Genomic DNA, 19,564 nt, shown 5'->3' on the forward strand with positions numbered 1-19,564 from the left:
TATTTGATGGTCGCCCCCACGGCCGGAGATGCCCCGGCCACCCTTCTAGCACAAGGATTTCGCCCATGAGCTATCGCACCCTCGGCCATTCCGGTCTCAAGGTTTCCAGCCTGACCCTGGGCACCATGATGTTCGGCGAGCAGACCAGCACCGAAGACTCGCTGCGCATCATCGACAAGGCTTGGGACCAGGGGATCAACTTCATCGACACCGCGGACGTCTACACCCAGGGCCGCTCCGAGGAAATCGTCGGTGAAGCCATCGCCCGCCACCGCCATGAGTGGGTGCTGGCGTCCAAGGTCGGCTTCGGCCCGGCGGATGGCGTGCCCAACCGCAGCGGCCTGAGCCGCAAGCACATCTTCAACGGCATCGAGGCCAGCCTGACCCGCCTGGGCACCGACTACCTGGACATCTACTACCTGCACCGCGAGGACCACAACACTCCGCTGGAGGTGAGCCTCTCGGCCATCGGCGACCTGCTGCGCCAGGGCAAGATCCGCTACTGGGGCCTGTCCAACTACCGAGGCTGGCGGATTGCCGAGGCCATTCGCGTAGCCGACCAGTTGGGGGTGGACCGCCCGGTCATCAGCCAGCCGCTGTACAACATCGTCAACCGCCAGGCCGAGGCCGAGCAGATCACCGCGGCCAAGGCCTATGGCCTGGGCGTGGTGCCTTACAGCCCACTGGCCCGTGGCGTGCTCAGTGGCAAGTACGCGCCGGACACGGCCCCGGACAGCAGCAGCCGCGCCGGACGCCAGGACAAGCGCATCCTGGAAACCGAGTGGCGGGTGGAATCCCTGCGCATCGCCCAGCAGATCCAGGCCTACACCCAGGACCGCGGGATCGGTATCGTCGAGTTCGCCATCGCCTGGGTGCTGAACAACCAGGCGGTGAGTTCAGCGATTGTCGGTCCGCGTACCGAAGCCCAGTGGGACGCCTACACCCGGGCCCTTGAGGTGAAGATCAGCCCAGAGGATGAAGCCTTCATCGACGCCCTGGTGACCCCGGGGCACGCCTCGACGCCGGGCTTCAACGATGTGAGTCATTTCGTCTCCGGTCGTTTTCCGCACCTGGGCTGAACGCTGCCGGTGGCGGCGCAAAGGTGCGCGCCACCGGCCTTGGGCTCAGCAGGCTCGGCGGCACTGTGGCCATAAACGAGAAAAAATCCCGCCACGATGGCGCAATCAGAGCAAAAAACTCGCGCCTGACCCTCTATATTCCCCCTCGCTTCTCCCCCCTATTTCTATGTGTCCCGAGCGTTCGGGTATTACGAGGACAGTGTGTCTAAAGGAATTGCCTTATCGGTCCTGGCGTCGGTGCTGTTTGCCGTCATGTATTTCTACACCTCCCTGCTGACGCCCCTGACCGGGGTGGAGATTTTCGGCTGGCGGATGCTGCTGACCCTGCCCTGCATGACCCTGTTCATGATCTTCAGCGGCGAGTGGCACCGGGTCGGCCAAGTGCTGCGCCAGGTGGCAGGCAAACCGCTGCTGAGCCTGGTGTTGCTGCTGTCGTCGGCCCTGGTGGGGGTGCAGCTCTGGCTGTTCATGTGGGCGCCGCTCAACGGCTACAGCCTGGATGTGTCACTGGGGTACTTCCTGCTGCCGCTGACCATGGTCCTGACCGGACGCATCGTGTATGGCGAGCGTCTGTCGCGCCTGCAGAAAGTGGCCACGCTGCTGGCCTGCCTCGGGGTGCTCAACGAGTTGTATCAAGTGGGCAGTTTTTCCTGGGCGACCCTGGTGGTGGCCGTGGGCTACCCGGTGTATTTCGTCCTGCGGCGGCGCCTGGGCACCGATCATCTGGGTGGCCTGTGGCTGGACATGGCGCTGTTGATCCCGGTGGCACTGTGGTTTGTGCAAGGCGGCGAACAGGGATTTGCCGTGGTGGACAGCCATCCCGGCCTGTACCTGCTGATTCCTCTGCTGGGGGTGATCAGCGCTTCGGCGCTGGCGTGTTATGTCATTGCCAGCCGCTTGCTGGCCTTCAGCCTGTTCGGCCTGCTCAGCTACGTGGAACCGGTGTTGCTGCTGTTTGTCGCGTTGCTGCTGGGGGAAAGCATCAAGGCCGGGGAATGGCTGACTTACATCCCGGTCTGGCTGGCGGTGCTGGTGCTGGTGCTCGAAGGGGTCAGGCACCTGCTGCGCCAGCGCCGCAACTGATCGACGCGCCCGCATGGGCCTGGGCAGCCCAGGTTCGGGCGCCGTTGGGGATCAGGGTTTGATCTGCTTGAGCTCATTGAGCAGGGCCAGCAAGGCCTGCATCTTGTCCTCGCCAAATTGCTGCTGGATTTTCTGGTAGTTGATTTCCATGTCGCCGCTCATGGATTCGAAACAGGCCTGGCCCTTGTCGGTCAGGGTGATGAACAGGCGGCGCTGGTCTTCCGGGGATTTGCGACGGCTGACGTACTCGTCACGCTCCAGGCGGGTCAGCACGCCGGTCATGCTCGGTGGCAGGATGCAGGCCATCTTTGCCAGTTGGTGGCTCTCCAGCTCGCCGTTCTGGCGCAGGATGCGGATCACCCGCCACTGCTGCTCGGTCAGGTCGTGCTGGTTCAGCGAGGGGCGGAAAAAGGCCATGGCGGCCTCACGGGCCTGCAACAGGGTCAAGGTCAGGGACGGTCTGGGTGTGTTCATCGAGGCATCGGTCAAGGGCTGGGAAACAAAGGCGGAAACATTAACACATTCACTATCGTCAACCGACAGGCAATATAAAGCCCGATCAGGCATGGCCTGATCGGGCTCTGTGTTCAAGCCTGCCGAGGGTTACTCGGTGGCCAGTACCCCGCGACGCACCTGGTCGCGTTCGATCGATTCGAACAGTGCCTTGAAGTTGCCCTCGCCGAAACCATCGTCGCCTTTACGCTGGATGAATTCGAAGAATACCGGCCCCATCAGGGTTTCCGAGAAGATCTGCAGCAGCAGGCGCTTGTCACCGGCTTCCGAGGAGCCGTCCAGCAGGATGCCGCGGGACTGCAACTCATTGACCGGCTCGCCGTGGTTCGGCAGGCGGCCTTCGAGCATCTCGTAGTAGGTTGCCGGCGGCGCGGTCATGAAGCGCATGCCGATCTTCTTCAGCGCGTCCCAGGTCTTCACCAGATCGTCGGTGAGGAAGGCCACGTGCTGGATGCCCTCGCCATTGAACTGCATCAGGAACTCTTCGATCTGCCCGGCGCCCTTGGACGATTCCTCGTTCAACGGGATACGGATCATGCCATCCGGAGCGGTCATGGCCTTGGAGGTCAGGCCGGTGTATTCGCCCTTGATGTCGAAGTAACGGATCTCGCGGAAGTTGAACAGCTTCTCGTAGAAGCCGGCCCAATAGGCCATGCGCCCGCGATACACGTTGTGGGTCAGGTGGTCGATGATCTTCAGGCCGGCACCCGGTGGGTTGCGGTCCACGCCTTCGAGGAACACGAAGTCGATGTCATAGATCGAGCTGCCTTCACCGAAACGGTCGATCAGGTACAACGGCGCGCCGCCGATGCCCTTGATTGCCGGCAGGTTCAACTCCATCGGCCCGGTTTCAATGTGGATCGGCTGGGCGCCCAGTTCCAGGGCACGCTTGTAGGCCTTTTGCGAATCCTTGACCCGGAACGCCATGCCGCATACCGACGGGCCGTGTTCAGCGGCGAAGTACGAGGCAACGCTGTGGGGTTCGTTGTTGAGGATCAGGTTGATCGCACCCTGGCGGTACAGATGCACGTCTTTTGAACGATGGGTCGCGACTTTGGTGAAACCCATGATCTCGAAGATCGGTTCGAGGGTATTGGGGGTAGGCGATGCGAATTCGATGAATTCAAAGCCCATCAGGCCCATTGGGTTTTCGAAGATATCTGCCATGGTTGGCGCCTCATCATATTTTTAGAATTAACGGATCGTTAGTTGCTATCAATGCTGAGGAAAGAAGGCGGTGCGCAGGAGATGCCCCGCACGCTGCGGGCGAGGAAGTCACCGTAGATCAGTTGAAACCCGAGAATCTTCATTTCGACCCTGTCTTACAGGCTGGGGGACGAGGCTTCTGCTGCCAGAAGACTTTATTATTGTATGCGTAACCGGATTCTACACAGCGTAAAAGCCTTTGTCCGCATTCTCTATAAAATCGCCTTTTTCGCCTGGCCCGCAAGGGGTTTGTTGCACTGGTAGATGCCGCCGAGAATCAACACCCCGCCCATTCCCATCACCAGGCTCAGTTGCTCTCCCAGCAACAGTGCGCCCAGCAGGACTGCCGTCAGCGGGTTGAGGGCAATGAATACTCCGGAGCGGGTGGCACCGATGCGTCGCAGGCCGTCGTAATACCAGATATAGGCCAGCGCGGAACCCAGGACGCCCAGGTACAGCAGGCTCAAGCCCTGGCTCAGGTCCAGGCGGACAATGGCATGCAGGTCGAACTCACCCCGGGCCAGGGTTGCAGCCCACAGCATCAGGGTTCCCATCAGGATCGAATAGGTAACGGTCTGCAACGGGCCAAGGTGCTGATTGAGAGCTTTGGAACACAGCGAGTACACCCCCCAACCCAGGACGCAGCCGAGTATCAGCAGGTCGCCATACCAGCCCCCTGCCCCGGCAGCCAGGGCCGAAGGATCGCGACTGCAGATCACCAGGGCCGCGCCACTCAGGCACGACAGGATGCCCAACAACTTGCGCCGGCTCAGGCGTTCCTTGAACAGTGCCCAGGACGCCAGGGCAATCACCGCAGGATTGAGCGCCACGATCAGGGACGCCCGCGAGGCGTTGACCTGTTGCAGGCCGAGGAAGAAGCACAGGTTGTAGAAGAAGATGCCGAAGAACCCCAGGAGCGCCAGTTGGCCGAGCTGCTTGAGGCTGGGTCTGACCAGGGCAATGCGCGCCACCGCCATGAAGCCAAGCAGGGCCAGGCTGGCGAGCAAGAAGCGCAGACTGGCAGCCAGCCAGGGGGAAAGCCCGCCGGCCAGGTAACGCCCGGCGACGAAGGTGCCGCCCCAGATCATGGTCACTGCCACCAGTTTGCAATAGACCGACAGGTCTGCGTGATCGGCCGCCAGGGCGCCGCTAATACTGCTTTCACTCATGATCATGCTGCTCTGTGGTCGTGGATTTGTGCTCTGAGGTCATTCTTTGTCTAATGACTAATCATCGTAAAATGAGCTTTTACTCATGACCCTGACCCAATTGGAGATCTTCTCCCGGGTGGCCGAACTGGCGGGTTTTACCAGCGCCGCCACGCGCCTGGGCATCACCCAGTCGGCCGTGTCCCACGCCATCAAGTCCCTGGAACAGGAACTGGGGGTCGAGTTGTTCCGCCGCCATCAGGCCCAGGTCGAGCTCACCGATATTGGTGGCCAACTGTTGCTGCGGGCCCGGGCCATGCTGGGGCTGGCGGCGACCTTGGAACAGGAGGCCGCCGACGCTCGGGGCATGAAGCGCGGCACCTTGCGCATCGGCTCCTTTGGCCCCACCTCCTCCATGCGCCTGTTGCCATCCATCCTCGAGGAGTACCGGCGCGAGCATCCGGGGATCGAGGTGCATATCGACGAGGGGCCGGATCGCCAGGTGCTGCAATGGCTGGAGGAGCGACGGGTCGACGTCGGCTTCGTGGTGTTGCCCGAGGAGCGTTTCGATACCTTCGCCCTGATCGAGGACCAGTTGATGGCGCTGATTCCCGCAGGTCATGCCCTGGCCCGGGAGCAAGAGATCCGCCTCGAACAGCTGTGTCACGATCCCTTCGTGCTGACCGAAGCCGGCTCGGCCGAGCTGGTTACGCGCCTGTTCATCGGCGCCGGCCTGAGCCCCAACATCCGCTACCGCAGTTCGCAACTGCTCAGCACCCTGGAAACCGTGGCCCGGGGTGACGCCTTGAGCATTCTGGCCGAGCTGTCCTTGCCCCCGACTGCGGACGCCCGCTATGGGAGCAAGCCCCTGTCGCCGCCGGTGCGGCGCCAAGTGGGGATCGCCGTGCTCGATCGGCGCCAGGCATCGCCGGCGACACTGGCCTTCATCCAGCATGCGCAACGTCTGTATCGTCATCCAAAGCCGTCTATCCTGCGATGATCCAGACAATGTCAGGAGGCTGCCGCCACCGCTGCGGCAGCCAGACGCTGGCCCGCCCCTCCTCCGCCACAGGTTCGATCCATGCCCCTGACCGCCAAAGGTCCGCTCAAGCGTTCTACCCGCAGACTCTGGACAGTGTTGGCGATTGTGCTTCCCATCGGACTGGGGGCCGTCATTTTCTACGCCCAGGCCGAACGAGCGCTGGTGCGCAGCAGCCTGGAAACCGCCGAGGAAGCCATCCGCCAGTTCGACCTGATGCTGGACAACACCGATATTGCCGCCAGGGCGCTGCTGCCCCAGGCAGGCCTGGAGTGCGACGAGGTACGGCAACTGGCCCTGAGGAACCAAGTGACTCGCCGACCATTCGTGCGCTCGACCAACCTGGTGTGGCGCAACAACAACTATTGCAGTTCATTGCTGGGCAGCTATCCGGTGCCCCTCGATCCCCGGGATTACGTTGACGGCCGGCTCTGGCTCATGAGTGGCAACCCCGTCACCCCCAACACCGCGCTGCTGATCTACCGCTTGAGTGAGTTGGAGCGCTCGGCCCTGGCGACCATCGACGGTTATCACCTGACCAACGCCCTGCGCCTGATCAGCCGCTTCGCTCATCTGCGGCTGCAGGTGGGCGAGCATTGGCTGTCCAGTGATGGCGGGGTCCACGACGGCGCACCGCCACTGGCAGCAGTGGCCCCCCTGCATCTGAGTTCATCGCGTTATCCCTACAGCGTCAGTACAGGATTTCCCGAGGGGGACATCTGGAAATACATGAAAAGCCAGTACCCGGCGTTGTTCAGCCTGCTGGTCTTTCTCGGTGCCGGCGCCGGTGTCCTGGCCCACTGGTTGCAGAAGCGCTCCGCCTCTCCCAGCCATGAATTGCGCCGGGCACTGGAAGCCCGGGAGTTCATCCCATACTTTCAGCCGGTGGTGCGCGGTGACACGCTGCAATGGGCCGGCATTGAAGTGCTGATGCGCTGGCAACATCCGCGAGAGGGACTCGTGCGTCCGGACCTGTTCATCCCTTTCGCCGAACATTCCGGGCTGATCGTGCCCATGACCCGTTCGCTGATGCAGCAGACGATGCAGGTGCTGGCCCCCCACGCCGCTGGCTTCACCGACGGTTTTCATATCGGCATCAACATCACTGCCAGTCACTGCCATGACTTGCAGTTGCTGGAGGACTGCCGGGAGTTTCTCGCCGCCTTCCCTCCCGGCAAGGTGATCCTGGTGCTGGAGTTGACCGAACGCGAACTGATCGAGCCCACAGCCACCACCCAGCAGCTGTTTGCCGCTCTGCATGAACTCGGGGTAATGATCGCCATCGACGACTTCGGCACCGGGCATTCCAGCCTGGGTTATCTGCGTCAGTTCAATGTCGATTACTTGAAGATCGATCAAAGCTTTGTCGCCATGATCGGTGCCGACGCACTGTCGCTGCATATACTCGACAGCATTATTCAACTCTCGACCAAACTCGATCTGGGCATCGTCGCCGAAGGTATTGAAACTGCCGAGCAGCGGGATTACCTGGCGGCTCAAGGCGTGGATTTCCTGCAGGGTTATTTATTTGGGCGCCCCATGCCCAGTGCGGAATTTGTTGCGGCCCTGGCGCGCCATTAAATAGCCATACCAGAACATTAAGTGCTCGACTACGGTAACTCGGGATACGCACCAATTTGATTCAATTGGCAAATACAGGCTTGAACAAGAACAACCTGATTTACTCTCGCGCCATTAACTACTACAATTTTTCCCGCCTGTACAAGATTCACAGGTAGGCCACTTAATCGAGCCTTAACCGGCTTATGGCTTATAGCTTTGTTTGTGGTTTGTATCAGCCAAAATAGACTATTGGAGTGAAGATATTGTCCAGACTTGCTGAATTTCGTGCTGCAGAAAAAGCACTTCAAGAACAGCTCGCGCAGCTTGAATCCCTGAAGAACGACGCCGGACTCAAAAAGGAAATCGAGTTCGAAGAGAAACTTCAGGCCCTGATGAAATCCTACGACAAGAGTTTGCGTGACATTATCGCAATCCTTGATCCCAACCTGGGCAAAAGCGGCCTGCCACAAGCCAACGCCCCTAAACAGCGCCGCGCACGTGTGGTGAAGGTCTATCAGAACCCGCACACCGGTGAACTGATTGAAACCAAGGGCGGCAATCATCGCGGCCTGAAAGCCTGGAAAGAACAGTACGGTGCTGCCACTGTGGATTCCTGGCTGCGCGCTTGAACAAAGCCGCCACCTGAAAAAGGCCCTGCATATGCAGGGCCTTTTACATTGACAAGAGTATTCTTATTACGACTTGAATCTAAGGGAAGATCCAGCCCAACCGATGGCAATCAGCCATCTCGCGATAGGCTTTGCTATAAAGCCAGCCCCCAAAGCAACTAGTCGCTTAATGCCTTTCTCGAAAACGAACTCGCTACACGCGAAAAGCAAACCGACTGTTTCAGATTTTTCCTTAAAGTTTGAGGCTATTTCGTACAGCCAGTATCTGATCCTGACTATCGGCATAAGCCGCCGCCTGACCGGCGTATGAAAGTACATAAGCCTTATCCTCATCCAGTGCCGCCACCAGTGTTTGCGACAACACATGTCGCCCATTCTGGGTAATGGTACAAGTGGTCTCCAGAGCGTCCAGACGACTCAACTGCGCAGCATGAATCTTGTTACAGACACTCTGATATCCACTGCGGGCAAAGTCTTTCTGCACTGACTTGCGCATCTCCAGCAATACCCCTTGAAGATTGACTACATGCCCGCGTTCCACCTGGGTCATGGTCAACTCCATGACCAGTTGCGGATTGCCCGCGGCATCATTCTTCACCGCCCGCTGCCGGGAAACCTGGGCAGCCTGATCCGCCTCCTGGACCGGCACTGGCTCCACAGTCCAGCCCTCGGGCCAGGCAACCTCCGGTTGCGCCTGGACAACGCCCGCAAACATCAACAGTAAAACGGCCACAGCCTGGGCTCTAAGCGACTCGATCATGGATTGGCACACTAAAGAAACGGGCCTTGAAGTCTGAGCCCGGCGCCAGGAATGGGCAATAGATCAGGAGCTTTGGGTTTGGCGCCATCCTGTCCAGTTGCGTATCATTGCCCGCTTCCAAGGATGTCCGAACCATTGCCAGACAAGGACTTCCCCGCCCTCGCGGGCAGCCTTTGCCGCACTTTCTTCTGGAGGGCCCATGAGCCTCAACGAACTCAACACTTTCCCTGGCGTGACCGCCCAACCGGACGCAGCCACTGCTCGTTTCGTCTTCAACCACACCATGCTGCGGGTCAAGGACATCACTCGCTCCCTGGACTTCTACACTCGGGTCCTGGGCTTTTCCCTGGTGGAAAAACGTGATTTCCCCGAAGCCGAATTCAGCCTGTACTTCCTCGCACTGGTGGACAAGTCGCAGATTCCGGCCGACGCTGCGGCCCGTACCGAATGGATGAAGTCGATCCCCGGGATTCTCGAACTGACCCACAACCACGGCACCGAGAACGATCCGGATTTCGCCTACCACAACGGCAACACCGACCCGCGTGGCTTCGGCCATATCTGCATCTCGGTACCGGATATTGTCGCTGCCTGCGAACGTTTCGAGACCCTGGGCTGCGACTTCCAGAAGCGCCTGAATGATGGTCGCATGAAGAGCCTGGCCTTCATCAAGGACCCCGATGGCTACTGGGTCGAGATCATCCAGCCAGCGCCGCTGTAACCCGATACAGGTGCAGAGCCGGCCTGTGTAGGAACTGGATTGCCAGCGAACGCATCCGCAAGGACTGCGCCAGGCCCAACAGCCTCTTCACTGGCAAGCCGGCGCCGACCCAGGCAGCCATAAAAAAACCCCATGAGCCAGGCTCATGGGGTTTTGTTTGTTCAGCGGCCGATCAAGCCGGTGCTGATGTGCGGATCAAGTGATCGAATGCACTGAGGGAAGCCTTGGCGCCCTCACCCACCGCAATCACGATCTGCTTGTAGGGCACGGTGGTCACGTCTCCGGCAGCAAATACGCCGGGCAGCGAAGTCTCGCCACGGGCATCGACGATGATCTCGCCGCGAGGCGACAGTTCTACCGAGCCCTTGAGCCAGTCGGTGTTGGGCAGCAGGCCGATCTGCACAAAGATGCCTTCCAGGTCCACCGTGTGGAATTCACCCGAATCGCGATCCTTGTAGGCCAGGCCGGTGACCTTCTGCCCGTCACCCTTCACTTCACTGGTCAGGGCACTGGTGATGACCTTGACGTTGGGCAGGCTGTACAGCTTGCGCTGCAACACGGCGTCGGCCCGCAGCTTGCTGTCGAACTCCAGCAAGGTGACGTGGCTGACGATACCCGCCAGGTCGATAGCCGCTTCGACGCCGGAGTTACCGCCACCAATCACCGCCACCCGTTTGCCTTTGAACAGCGGACCATCGCAGTGCGGGCAGAAACACACGCCCTTGGCCTTGTACTCCTGCTCACCCGGCACACCCATTTCACGCCAGCGGGCACCTGTCGCCAGGATCACCGACTTGGCCTTCAGGCTGGCGCCGCTTTCAAACTGAATCTCATGCAGGCCGCCCACTTCCTTGGCCGGCACCAGGGCACTGGCTCGCTGCAGGTTCATGATGTCGACGTCGTATTGCTTGACGTGCTCTTCCAGTGCCGCGGCCAGTTTTGGCCCTTCGGTCTCTTTCACCGAAACAAAGTTCTCGATGGCCATGGTGTCCAGTACCTGGCCGCCGAAGCGCTCGGCCGCGACCCCGGTACGAATGCCTTTACGAGCGGCGTAGATGGCTGCCGAAGCACCGGCGGGACCGCCGCCGACCACCAGCACATCAAAGGCCTCTTTGGCGTTGAGCTTCTGCGCTTGCTTCTCTACCGCACCGCTGTCGAGCTTGGCGAGGATCTCTTCCAGCCCCATGCGGCCCTGGCCGAAGTTCACGCCATTGAGGTAGACACTGGGCACCGCCATGACCTTGCGCTCATCGACTTCGGCCTGGAACAGCGCGCCGTCGATCGCCACATGACGGATGTTCGGGTTGAGGACCGCCATCAGGTTCAAGGCCTGGACCACGTCCGGGCAGTTCTGGCAGGACAGCGAGAAGTAGGTTTCGAAGTTGAACTCGCCTTTGAGCGAGCGAATCTGCTCGATCACTTCAGCACTGGCTTTCGACGGATGGCCGCCCACTTGCAGCAGGGCCAGCACCAGGGAAGTGAATTCGTGGCCCATCGGAATACCGGCGAAACGCAGGCTGATATCGCCTCCCGGGCGATTCAACGTGAACGACGGCTTGCGCCCATCGGTACCGTTGTCGAGCAACGTAATCTGGTTGGAAAGACTGACAATGTCTTTGAGTAACGCGAGCATTTCCTGGGATTTCGCACCGTCGTCGAGGGAGGCGACGATCTCGATCGGCTGGGTGACCCGTTCCAGGTATGACTTCAACTGAGCTTTAAGATTGGCGTCCAACATACGGGCGATTTCCATGTTCTGAATAAAGAGATGGTTCGGTAAAAAAAAACGCCCGAGCGAATCTCGCCCGGGCGTTTTAGGGGCGGTGCAGCTGACTTAAGTGCGGATCACCGCCCTTGGGTAATGCATGGACTTAGATCTTGCCAACCAGGTCCAGGGACGGAGCCAGAGTGGCCTCGCCTTCTTTCCACTTGGCTGGGCAGACTTCGCCTGGGTGAGCGGCAACGTACTGAGCGGCCTTGATCTTGCGCAGCAGCTCGGAAGCGTCACGACCTACGCCGCCATCGTTGATTTCAACGATCTTGATCTGGCCTTCCGGGTTGATCACGAAGGTGCCGCGGTCAGCCAGACCGGCTTCTTCGATCAGCACGTCGAAGTTGCGGGAGATGGCCAGGGTCGGGTCGCCGATCATGGTGTACTGGATTTTGCCGATGGCTGGCGAAGTGTTGTGCCAGGCAGCGTGAGCAAAGTGGGTGTCGGTGGAAACGCTGTAGATCTCAACGCCCAGTTTCTGGAATTCGGCGTAGTTGTCGGCCAGGTCTTCCAGCTCGGTTGGGCAAACGAAGGTGAAGTCAGCCGGGTAGAAGAACACGACAGACCATTTGCCTTTCAGATCAGCGTCCGACACTTCGACGAATGCGCCGTTTTTGAATGCGGTAGCTTTGAACGGTTTAACTTGGCTGTTGATGATAGGCATCGTTGACTCTCCATCAGTGGTTGAAAACATTGGGTGAAAACTTGATGGGGAGAATCCTAACCAATGACTTGCCGCTTGGCTCATTGGCAAACCTGATGCTATCGATTGGCTTTGACTATCAGCCGACAGTATTAATAGAAGAAACCTTTGATTACCGGCGGACCGGCTGCGGATCAATCAGCGCCATGCCCATGAACGGGCTGGCCTCCACGTAGCGCATGGCGGACTTCAGGTCCTTCCAGCCCACATAGCTCATCAGGGACTTGAGGTCCCACCCGCTGCGATGGGCCCAGGTGGCAAAACCACGGCGCAGGGAGTGGCTGGTGTAATGCTCGGCATCAATGCCGGCGCGCTCCAGGGCCTGGCGCAGTAACGGAATCACGCTATTGGCGTGCAACCCCTGTTCGCTCAGGTGGCCCCAGCGGTCGATGCTGCGAAACACCGGACCGCGCACCAGTGCGGCGCTGTTGATCCAGTCGACATAGGCCTGCACCGGGCATAAGCGCTGCAGCGCCGGCGTGTGAAAAGTGCGCCCCAGGTTGTCGCGATCACCCTTGCTGCGCGGCAGATAGAGGCTGATGCCGGAACCGGCCACAGCCTGCACATGCTCGATCTGCAAGCGACACAGTTCATCACTGCGAAAACCCCGCCAGAACCCCAGCAGGATCAGCGCCCGGTCGCGGCGTGCTCGCAACAGGTCGGCCTGACGGCCTTCGGCGGCAGCGGCTGTGCCCTCCTCGTCAAGCCAGCCAATCACCTGCTCCAGGTGCCGTAACTGCAAGGGCTCGGCTTGTTTCTCACGCACTGGATGCAATGCACGAATGCCCTTGAACACTTGGCGTACCACCGGCGCCTTGGTCGGATCGGCAAAGCCCTGGCTGTTGTGCCATTGAGCCAGGGCAGAAAGGCGCAACTTCAGGGTGTTGATCGACAACTCCACGGCGTAGGCCGCGAGATAACGGGCCACGCTCTCCGCCGTCGTCGGCAGGAACCCGCCCCACTGCACCTCGAAATGCTCGATCGCTGCCCGATAACTGCGACGGGTGTTATCGCGGGTAGCGGCTTGCAGGTAACGATCCAGTTCACTCATGACAATTCAACCCCGGCAGATGTACGGCCACAAAAGACAAAGAAGCGCCGCATGCCCCATGACACTGGGTAATACTACAATATCCCAGGTCATATTTTCTCTATCTAGCAGCTTCATCCATCTGTACAATAACCATCAATTACATACCATGTATCACAGTATCAAATCGTTGGAGGAGCCATGGCTCGCGGAGGCATAAACAAGGCGGTGGTGAAGAAAGCGCGTCAGGCGATTCTTGCCCGCGGCGAACACCCCAGCATCGATGCAGTACGCATAGAAATGGGCAATACCGGTTCGAAAACCACCATCCATCGCTATTTGAAGGAGCTGGATGACGGCACCAGCCGCCGAGATGCGGGCCCGATACCGCTGGATGAAGAGTTGAGCGAACTGGTGGGACGACTGGCTCAACGCCTGCAGGAGCAGGCCCAGGAACCTCTGGAACAGGCCCTCGCCCACTCCGAACAACAGAAGCGGGCCTTCGAGCAGCAATTGGAGCAAGCGCGGCAGACCCAAGAGCAACTGCAACAGCAGCTACAAATCCAGGCCAGCGCCCTGGCCGGGGAAAGTGCCGCCCTGCAAGACACCCGCTCCATGCTGCAGAGCGAACAGACCCGCAACGCCGAACTCAATCAAGCCTTGAAGGATTGCCATCTGCGCCTGGAAGACAAGGAGCAACAGATCCGCTCCCTGGAAGAAAAGCACCTGCATGCCCGGGACGCCCTGGAGCACTATCGCGCCGCCAGCAAGGAACAACGCGAACAGGAACAGCGTCGCCACGAAGGCCAGATCCAACAGGTGCAAATGGAGCTGCGCCAGGCTCAGCAGAGCGCACTGGTACGCCAGGACGAAATCACCCAACTGCATCGTGACAATGAACGTCTGCTCAGCGAGCAGCGAGCCACCCACAAGGAGCTTAAGCTGGCCCAGGACGCCGCGAGCAAGAGCACCGTATCGCAAGCACTGCTCAGCGAGCAGCTGGCGCGTCAGGACAGCGCCGTCACCCTGCTCCAGGAACGCTTGCGCGTAGCCTCGGAGGAGATTCAGGCACTCATGGAAAGAGCCGACAACCAGGCTCGATTGAGCAAGGAAATGGAGTTGCGCGCCGCCAAGGCCGAGGCCGGCCTTGAGGCGCTGCGCCTGGCTGCGGCAACCAAGGCGCAGCCAGACACGCCTGCAGACGCGTGATCAGTCCGCGACAGGGGTACGCAGGGTAACGAACTCTTCGGCAGCCGTCGGATGCACGCCGATGGTTTCGTCGAAGTCGCGCTTGGTGGCTCCCGCCTTCAGGGCAATCGCCAGGCCCTGGACAATTTCCCCGGCATCAGGTCCAACCATGTGGCACCCCAGCACCCTGTCGCTCTCGGCATCCACCACCAGCTTCATCAGGGTGCGCTCCTGGCAGTCGGTCAGCGTCAGCTTCATCGGCCGGAAACGGCTTTCGAAGATCTGCACCTTGTGCCCCGCCTCGCGCGCCTGCTCTTCGGTCAAGCCAACGGTGCCGATATTCGGCAAGCTGAAGACCGCCGTCGGAATCATCCGATAATCCACCGGGCGATACTGTTCCGGCTTGAACAGACGCCGAGCCACGGCCATGCCTTCTGCCAGGGCCACAGGTGTCAGTTGCACGCGACCAATTACATCGCCAATGGCCAGGATCGACGGCTCGCTGCTCTGGTACTGGTCGTCGACCTCGATAAAGCCGCGCTTATCGAGTTTGACACCGGTATTCTCCAGCCCCAGGTTGTCGAGCATCGGCCGACGCCCAGTGGCGTAGAACACGCAATCTGTTGCTAGCTTGCGACCGTCCTTGAGGGTGACCTCCAGACTGCCATCGGCCTGCTTGTCGATGCGTTCGATATCCGCATTGAATTGCAGTCCCAGGCCGCGCTTGGTCAGCTCTTCCTGCAAATGCTTGCGCACCGCGCCATCAAAGCCACGCAGGAACAGATCACCGCGATACAGCAACTGGGTATCGGCACCCAGGCCGTGGAAGATCCCGGCAAACTCCACCGCAATGTAACCACCGCCCACCACCAGGACACGCTTTGGCAAAGCGTTGAGGAAGAACGCCTCATTGGAACTGATGGCATGCTCGCGACCGGGAATATCCGGAATCTGCGGCCAGCCGCCTGTGGCAATCAGGATGTGCCTGGCACTGTAGCGCTGGCCATTGACCTCCACCTGATGAGGATCGATCAACTTGGCATGGCCTTCGTGCAGGGTCACGCCACTGTTGACCAGCAGATTACGGTAGATGCCATTAAGGCGATTGATTTCGCGATCCTTGTTGGCGATCAAAGTCGCCCAATCAAAGTTCGCCTCGCCCAGTGACCAGCCAAAACCCGAGGCCTGCTCGAAGTCTTCGGCGAAGTGGGCTCCGTACACCAGGAGTTTTTTGGGCACGCAGCCGACGTTGACACAGGTACCGCCCAGATAGCGGCTCTCGGCCACCGCGACTTTCGCCCCGAAACCCGCAGCAAAGCGTGCGCAACGTACACCGCCGGAACCGGCACCAATTACATAAAGATCAAAATCGTAGGCCATTTCACTCTCCCAGGCAGACTGACAGCATAACCGCAGATGGCGATCGGGTCAGCGCCGTGGCTTTACATAAGGGCGGGCAATGAAAAAGCCACCCGAAGGTGGCTTTTTCCGACAACCCCGCGAGGCGACTATCAGTACGCCTTGCCGGTCTTGTAGAAGTTCTCGAAGCAGAAGTTGGTCGCGTCGATGTAACCCTCGGCGCCACCGCAGTCAAAACGCGTGCCCTTGAACTTGTAGGCCATTACACAACCGTTCTGCGCCTGCTTCATCAGGGCATCGGTGATCTGGATTTCACCCCCCTTGCCCGGCTCGGTCTGCTCGATCAGATCGAAGATGTCCGGCGTCAGGATGTAACGACCGATGATCGCCAGGTTCGACGGGGCGTCTTCCGGCTTTGGCTTCTCGACCATGCTGTGAACGCGATAGATGTCGTCGCGAATCATCTCGCCGGCGATCACACCGTACTTGTTGGTTTCCTGCGGGTCGACTTCCTGGATGGCCACGATCGAGCAGCGGAACTGTTTGTACAGCTTGACCATCTGGGTCAGCACGCCGTCGCCTTCGAGGTTGACGCACAGGTCGTCTGCCAGTACCACGGCGAAGGGTTCATCACCGATCAGCGGGCGACCGGTCAGAATCGCGTGGCCCAGACCTTTCATTTCGGTCTGGCGAGTGTAGGAGAACGAGCACTCATCCAGCAGTTTGCGGATACCAACCAGGTACTTTTCCTTATCGGTGCCCTTGATCTGGTTTTCCAACTCGTAACTGATGTCGAAGTGGTCTTCGAGGGCGCGTTTGCCACGGCCGGTCACGATGGAGATTTCAGTCAGTCCAGCATCCAGCGCTTCTTCAACGCCGTACTGGATCAGTGGCTTGTTCACCACCGGCAGCATTTCTTTAGGCATGGCTTTAGTCGCTGGCAGGAAGCGAGTACCGTAACCGGCTGCTGGGAACAAGCATTTCTTGATCATATGAGTCCTTAAAAAGGCTGTGCGTACGAGTTTCGGCGCAGTCTAATCAGGCCGCGTGCACCTTACAATGCCCCGCGCTGGCTAACCGCTGCCATCATAGAGAAATAAAGCGCCAGATAGTTCCGCAGCATCCTCCAGATAGCGCACGGCGTAAACCTTCATCACCTCACAGGGCTTGTAAACCGCCACCTGGAGCCTTGACCAGCCAGATCGAGATGCTTCCCATGCGAGCCCGCAAAGGCACAGACAATTGCATTTTCCACGCAACACTGATGGCACCGTCGACGGCAACGAAATAGCCCTTGGATTCCCGACACAAGAGCTGCTATATCCAGATGCGGCACTTTTCGGCAATGCCTGCGGACTAAGGTGATGCGCTGTACCGAAATGGCTATTAGCTATAGCATCGCCACATCGATACCCGCCTCCCAACACATCCCCCTCCCAGACAACGAAATCCCCCCATGAACAGACTTCTCGCAGTCACCGCTGTACTGGCTCTGACCGGATGCGCCACGGCTTCCAACACCTATCTGACCAATGGCGAACAAGGCCTGAGCATCGACTGCTCCGGGGAAGCCGGCTCCTGGGCCAGCTGCTATGAAAAAGCCGAAGCGTCCTGCGCCGGCACGGGCTATCAGATCGTCAGCACCGAAGGCACACCCGCCCCCAAGGAAAGCGACAAGACCCTGGGAGTCGACGTTGGCAACTACAAAAGCCGCAGCGTGATAGTCGTCTGCAAATAGCGGGCAAACGCCCCACTACATGTGAATCTCGGCAAACTTGATGCCCAGGCCGCGAATGGTTTCGATCAGATCGTCAAGACGGGAAAAGGATTCCACCTCGTCGCTCTCATCCACCAGAAAGTAGCTGCGTCCGGCACTCTTCTTGAAAAACACAATCCATTCCCCGGAGTTGGCCGGGTTCTGAATCACGTGAGTGGCAGAGATCAAGCCCTCTGCATGCTTTTCCCTGACGTGTTCCCGCTTCATGCTTTCTCCCAAAAAGACGATGCCGCCAAGGCTTGAACCCGGGCGGCATCGTTGACGATAGGGGATAGTTTATCGGATGCCCTGGCCTATCAGCACGCCCTCTACTGTCTGACCGTACAAATTTACCCCGTCATTGGCGTGAAACTTGATTCGGGTCTTCTCGATGGAGCCCTCCACCAGGCGCGGGTCCTGGGGCCGCTCGTGGCTGTTGACGAAGGCCGCCACATCCCAGGCCTGCTGGTCGCTCAGGCTGCCGCCCTTGCCCAGGGGCATGTTGTGCTTGATAAAGGACGCCGCCGTATTGATCCGATGCATCCCCGCGCCCCAGTTGTAGGAATCCTTGCCCCAAAGCGGCGGCATCACATAGTCCGCGCCAGCCTTCTGGCCCTGACCTTGCTCGCCATGGCAGACCGCGCATTGCGCCTGATACACCGCCGCGCCCCGCTTCAGGTCATAGCCCTTGGCAGGCTGGGCCACATCCGGATACCCCCTTCCAGGCAGCTCCACGCCCAGGGGCGCCTTGCTCGCCAGCCAGTAGGCATAGACCGACAGCGCAGTAATCTCCGGACTGTCCGCCGCCGGCGGCTTGCCACCATTCATGCTGAACTGGAAGCAGCCCTGCAAGCGTTCGGCAAAGGTGTTCACCTTGTCGTTCTTCTTGCGGTAGGCGGGATACATCGGATAGGCGCCCCAAAGCGGCGCGGAGTTGGCCAGGCGGCCCTGGTCAAGGTGACAGTTGCTGCAATTGAGCCCGTTGCCCACGTACTGCGGCGCCAGGCGCTTGGTGTCGACAAACAAGGCATGACCTTCGCGCACCAGCTTGCCGTAGGCATTGTCCGGTAACTCGCCCTCGGCCGGCGGCTGGAAGTACTGGGTATGAGCGGGAGCGCTTGGCGCCGGTATCTGCGACTGATCCTCCATGGCGATGGAGGCGGCCTGAACTTGAACGGCAAGCAATGCCATCAACGGCCCGGCAATCAATAGTTTCATGGCCGCGCCTCCTGAGGTTGCAAGCTGGCAAAGTAGTCCGCCACTGCGGTGACTTCTTCGGCACTCAAGGACTTGGCGACATGCCCCATCAGGTCGTTGGGGTCGTTGTGCCGACTGCCATCGCGCCAGGCATTGAGTTGCGCCACCAGGTAGCCGGCCGGTTGCCCGGCCAGGGGCGGAAAAGCCACACCGACACCGACACCACCAGGCCCGTGACAACTGACGCATTCGGGAACCTGCCGCTCCCAGGCGCCCCGCAAGGCCAGGCGTTCACCGACACCGCTGGCGGCCTGGCTACGGCCGATCGCTTGGGTTTTCGGCCCGGGCATGGCCGCGAGGGTGGCGGTCACGGCGGTGATTTCGTCTTCGCTCAACGCCTTGGCCAGAGGCTGCATGACCGGACTGCTGCGTGCACCGCTGCGAAAGTCACGCAACTGCTTGGCCAGATAGCCCGCCGGCAAGCCGGCAAGACGCGGGAACCCGGCGGGGGCCAGGCCCATCGCGTCCGCTCCATGACAGGCCAGACAAGCTGTTGCCCCAGGCTGAGTGCCGCCTTGGGTGAAGACTTTCTGCCCATCCACGGCGTGTGCAGATTGCGCAATCAGCAGCATCAGGCCACTCAATAGCATTCGATCCAGTGGGATCATATGGACTCCATTATTCTAGTTATATGCTTAGACCCAGCGGGTATAAGCACACAAATAGTAGGGCAATCGATCCATAGCGACAATGCGAAATTGGTGCGGGTATCTGATGCTGCTCACGAGAGCCGTTTCGGGCCCTGGCGCGGCCCTGGGC

At 59.9% G+C, this 19,564-nt stretch carries 20 protein-coding genes; 8 read left to right on the forward strand and 12 right to left on the reverse strand.

Annotated elements, in window-relative coordinates:
• The first annotated feature begins 65 nt into the window (after window positions 1-65).
• The gene (locus tag ACMGF8_RS22335) at window positions 66-1,079 is read left to right on the forward strand and encodes an aldo/keto reductase (RefSeq protein ID WP_207816297.1); all 1,014 of its coding nucleotides are present in this window, start codon (window positions 66-68) and stop codon (window positions 1,077-1,079) included.
• Window positions 1,080-1,280: 201 nt separating this feature from the next.
• Window positions 1,281-2,162, forward strand: coding sequence for an EamA family transporter RarD (gene rarD, locus ACMGF8_RS22340; protein ID WP_102863269.1), 882 nt, complete (start codon window positions 1,281-1,283; stop codon window positions 2,160-2,162).
• 51 nt (window positions 2,163-2,213) lie between these two features.
• On the opposite strand, the gene hpaR is transcribed toward rarD, so the two are convergent.
• The 3 genes from hpaR to ACMGF8_RS22355 form a co-directional block, all read right to left on the reverse strand.
• Window positions 2,214-2,636, reverse strand: a complete 423-nt coding sequence (hpaR, locus tag ACMGF8_RS22345; RefSeq protein ID WP_102863268.1) for a homoprotocatechuate degradation operon regulator HpaR — start codon at window positions 2,634-2,636, stop codon at window positions 2,214-2,216.
• A 129-nt stretch (window positions 2,637-2,765) separates the two neighbouring features.
• Window positions 2,766-3,842 (reverse strand): 4-hydroxyphenylpyruvate dioxygenase, encoded by a 1,077-nt coding sequence (gene hppD, locus ACMGF8_RS22350; protein WP_102863267.1) that lies wholly within the window; start codon window positions 3,840-3,842, stop codon window positions 2,766-2,768.
• A 251-nt stretch (window positions 3,843-4,093) separates the two neighbouring features.
• Complete coding sequence (locus ACMGF8_RS22355) at window positions 4,094-5,050, reverse strand: DMT family transporter (protein WP_250330652.1); 957 nt, start codon at window positions 5,048-5,050, stop codon at window positions 4,094-4,096.
• 85 nt (window positions 5,051-5,135) lie between these two features.
• Between ACMGF8_RS22355 and ACMGF8_RS22360 the strand changes: the two genes are divergently transcribed.
• From ACMGF8_RS22360 to ACMGF8_RS22370, 3 genes are all read left to right on the forward strand, one after another.
• The gene (locus ACMGF8_RS22360; protein WP_102863266.1) at window positions 5,136-6,029 is read left to right on the forward strand and encodes a LysR family transcriptional regulator; all 894 of its coding nucleotides are present in this window, start codon (window positions 5,136-5,138) and stop codon (window positions 6,027-6,029) included.
• A gap of 81 nt (window positions 6,030-6,110) precedes the next feature.
• Complete coding sequence (locus ACMGF8_RS22365; protein WP_250330653.1) at window positions 6,111-7,649, forward strand: EAL domain-containing protein; 1,539 nt, start codon at window positions 6,111-6,113, stop codon at window positions 7,647-7,649.
• 245 nt (window positions 7,650-7,894) lie between these two features.
• Complete coding sequence (locus ACMGF8_RS22370; RefSeq protein WP_102863264.1) at window positions 7,895-8,260, forward strand: histone-like nucleoid-structuring protein, MvaT/MvaU family; 366 nt, start codon at window positions 7,895-7,897, stop codon at window positions 8,258-8,260.
• Window positions 8,261-8,492: 232 nt separating this feature from the next.
• On the opposite strand, the gene ACMGF8_RS22375 is transcribed toward ACMGF8_RS22370, so the two are convergent.
• Window positions 8,493-8,975, reverse strand: a complete 483-nt coding sequence (locus tag ACMGF8_RS22375) for a DUF4946 domain-containing protein (protein ID WP_240322092.1) — start codon at window positions 8,973-8,975, stop codon at window positions 8,493-8,495.
• Between the two features lie 244 nt (window positions 8,976-9,219).
• On the opposite strand from ACMGF8_RS22375, the gene gloA reads away from it, so the two are divergent.
• Complete coding sequence (gene gloA, locus ACMGF8_RS22380) at window positions 9,220-9,741, forward strand: lactoylglutathione lyase (RefSeq protein ID WP_102863262.1); 522 nt, start codon at window positions 9,220-9,222, stop codon at window positions 9,739-9,741.
• Window positions 9,742-9,913: 172 nt separating this feature from the next.
• Here the strand turns inward: gloA and ahpF are convergent, their stop codons facing one another.
• The 3 genes from ahpF to ACMGF8_RS22395 all read right to left on the reverse strand — a co-directional run bounded on the left by ahpF (window position 9,914) and on the right by ACMGF8_RS22395 (window position 13,266).
• Window positions 9,914-11,479: an alkyl hydroperoxide reductase subunit F gene (gene ahpF / locus ACMGF8_RS22385; protein ID WP_102863261.1), complete on the reverse strand. Its 1,566-nt coding sequence runs from the start codon at window positions 11,477-11,479 to the stop codon at window positions 9,914-9,916.
• Window positions 11,480-11,612: 133 nt separating this feature from the next.
• A complete protein-coding gene (gene ahpC, locus ACMGF8_RS22390) occupies window positions 11,613-12,176 on the reverse strand; it encodes an alkyl hydroperoxide reductase subunit C (RefSeq protein WP_011061677.1) in 564 nt (187 codons plus the stop codon).
• A gap of 151 nt (window positions 12,177-12,327) precedes the next feature.
• Window positions 12,328-13,266 carry a site-specific integrase gene (locus tag ACMGF8_RS22395; protein ID WP_416757119.1) on the reverse strand — a complete coding sequence of 313 codons (939 nt, stop codon included), beginning with the start codon at window positions 13,264-13,266 and terminating at the stop codon, window positions 12,328-12,330.
• A 180-nt stretch (window positions 13,267-13,446) separates the two neighbouring features.
• Between ACMGF8_RS22395 and ACMGF8_RS22400 the strand changes: the two genes are divergently transcribed.
• Entirely contained in the window at window positions 13,447-14,454 is a 1,008-nt protein-coding gene (locus ACMGF8_RS22400) for a DNA-binding protein (protein ID WP_416757121.1), read from the forward strand.
• Here ACMGF8_RS22400 and gorA read toward each other — a convergent pair whose 3' ends face one another.
• Both gorA and galU read right to left on the reverse strand, forming a co-directional pair.
• On the reverse strand, window positions 14,455-15,813 hold the full coding sequence (gene gorA / locus ACMGF8_RS22405; RefSeq protein ID WP_115580245.1) for a glutathione-disulfide reductase: 1,359 nt from the start codon (window positions 15,811-15,813) through the stop codon (window positions 14,455-14,457).
• A gap of 131 nt (window positions 15,814-15,944) precedes the next feature.
• Entirely contained in the window at window positions 15,945-16,784 is an 840-nt protein-coding gene (gene galU, locus ACMGF8_RS22410) for a UTP--glucose-1-phosphate uridylyltransferase GalU (protein WP_007935647.1), read from the reverse strand.
• Between the two features lie 464 nt (window positions 16,785-17,248).
• On the opposite strand from galU, the gene ACMGF8_RS22415 reads away from it, so the two are divergent.
• On the forward strand, window positions 17,249-17,530 hold the full coding sequence (locus tag ACMGF8_RS22415) for a hypothetical protein (RefSeq protein ID WP_102863257.1): 282 nt from the start codon (window positions 17,249-17,251) through the stop codon (window positions 17,528-17,530).
• Between the two features lie 15 nt (window positions 17,531-17,545).
• Here ACMGF8_RS22415 and ACMGF8_RS22420 read toward each other — a convergent pair whose 3' ends face one another.
• The 3 genes from ACMGF8_RS22420 to ACMGF8_RS22430 all read right to left on the reverse strand — a co-directional run bounded on the left by ACMGF8_RS22420 (window position 17,546) and on the right by ACMGF8_RS22430 (window position 19,413).
• On the reverse strand, window positions 17,546-17,776 hold the full coding sequence (locus ACMGF8_RS22420; protein WP_102863256.1) for a hypothetical protein: 231 nt from the start codon (window positions 17,774-17,776) through the stop codon (window positions 17,546-17,548).
• Window positions 17,777-17,845: 69 nt separating this feature from the next.
• Window positions 17,846-18,697 (reverse strand): c-type cytochrome, encoded by an 852-nt coding sequence (locus tag ACMGF8_RS22425; protein ID WP_371826213.1) that lies wholly within the window; start codon window positions 18,695-18,697, stop codon window positions 17,846-17,848.
• 65 nt (window positions 18,698-18,762) lie between these two features.
• Window positions 18,763-19,413, reverse strand: coding sequence for a c-type cytochrome (locus tag ACMGF8_RS22430; protein ID WP_305949954.1), 651 nt, complete (start codon window positions 19,411-19,413; stop codon window positions 18,763-18,765).
• Between the last annotated feature and the right edge of the window lie 151 nt (window positions 19,414-19,564).

Origin of the sequence: Pseudomonas sp. BNK-7 (genome assembly GCF_048072025.1) — a bacterium.
Taxonomy (GTDB): Bacteria; Pseudomonadota; Gammaproteobacteria; order Pseudomonadales; family Pseudomonadaceae; genus Aquipseudomonas; species Aquipseudomonas danubii.

Bases quoted from the DNA above. Each gene is read 5' to 3' on its own strand.
- ACMGF8_RS22430 (WP_305949954.1), bottom strand. From the start codon at position 19,413: ATGATCCCACTGGATCGAATGCTATTGAGTGGCCTGATGCTGCTGATT.
- ACMGF8_RS22415 (WP_102863257.1), top strand. From the start codon at position 17,249: ATGAACAGACTTCTCGCAGTCACCGCTGTACTGGCTCTGACCGGATGC.
- hpaR (WP_102863268.1), bottom strand. From the start codon at position 2,636: ATGAACACACCCAGACCGTCCCTGACCTTGACCCTGTTGCAGGCCCGT.
- ACMGF8_RS22355 (WP_250330652.1), bottom strand. From the start codon at position 5,050: ATGAGTGAAAGCAGTATTAGCGGCGCCCTGGCGGCCGATCACGCAGAC.
- galU (WP_007935647.1), bottom strand. From the start codon at position 16,784: ATGATCAAGAAATGCTTGTTCCCAGCAGCCGGTTACGGTACTCGCTTC.
- ACMGF8_RS22420 (WP_102863256.1), bottom strand. From the start codon at position 17,776: ATGAAGCGGGAACACGTCAGGGAAAAGCATGCAGAGGGCTTGATCTCT.
- ACMGF8_RS22335 (WP_207816297.1), top strand. From the start codon at position 66: ATGAGCTATCGCACCCTCGGCCATTCCGGTCTCAAGGTTTCCAGCCTG.
- gloA (WP_102863262.1), top strand. From the start codon at position 9,220: ATGAGCCTCAACGAACTCAACACTTTCCCTGGCGTGACCGCCCAACCG.
- ACMGF8_RS22425 (WP_371826213.1), bottom strand. From the start codon at position 18,697: ATGGAGGATCAGTCGCAGATACCGGCGCCAAGCGCTCCCGCTCATACC.
- gorA (WP_115580245.1), bottom strand. From the start codon at position 15,813: ATGGCCTACGATTTTGATCTTTATGTAATTGGTGCCGGTTCCGGCGGT.
- ACMGF8_RS22365 (WP_250330653.1), top strand. From the start codon at position 6,111: ATGCCCCTGACCGCCAAAGGTCCGCTCAAGCGTTCTACCCGCAGACTC.
- ACMGF8_RS22395 (WP_416757119.1), bottom strand. From the start codon at position 13,266: ATGAGTGAACTGGATCGTTACCTGCAAGCCGCTACCCGCGATAACACC.
- ACMGF8_RS22360 (WP_102863266.1), top strand. From the start codon at position 5,136: ATGACCCTGACCCAATTGGAGATCTTCTCCCGGGTGGCCGAACTGGCG.
- hppD (WP_102863267.1), bottom strand. From the start codon at position 3,842: ATGGCAGATATCTTCGAAAACCCAATGGGCCTGATGGGCTTTGAATTC.
- ahpF (WP_102863261.1), bottom strand. From the start codon at position 11,479: ATGTTGGACGCCAATCTTAAAGCTCAGTTGAAGTCATACCTGGAACGG.
- ahpC (WP_011061677.1), bottom strand. From the start codon at position 12,176: ATGCCTATCATCAACAGCCAAGTTAAACCGTTCAAAGCTACCGCATTC.
- ACMGF8_RS22375 (WP_240322092.1), bottom strand. From the start codon at position 8,975: ATGTTTGCGGGCGTTGTCCAGGCGCAACCGGAGGTTGCCTGGCCCGAG.
- ACMGF8_RS22400 (WP_416757121.1), top strand. From the start codon at position 13,447: ATGGCTCGCGGAGGCATAAACAAGGCGGTGGTGAAGAAAGCGCGTCAG.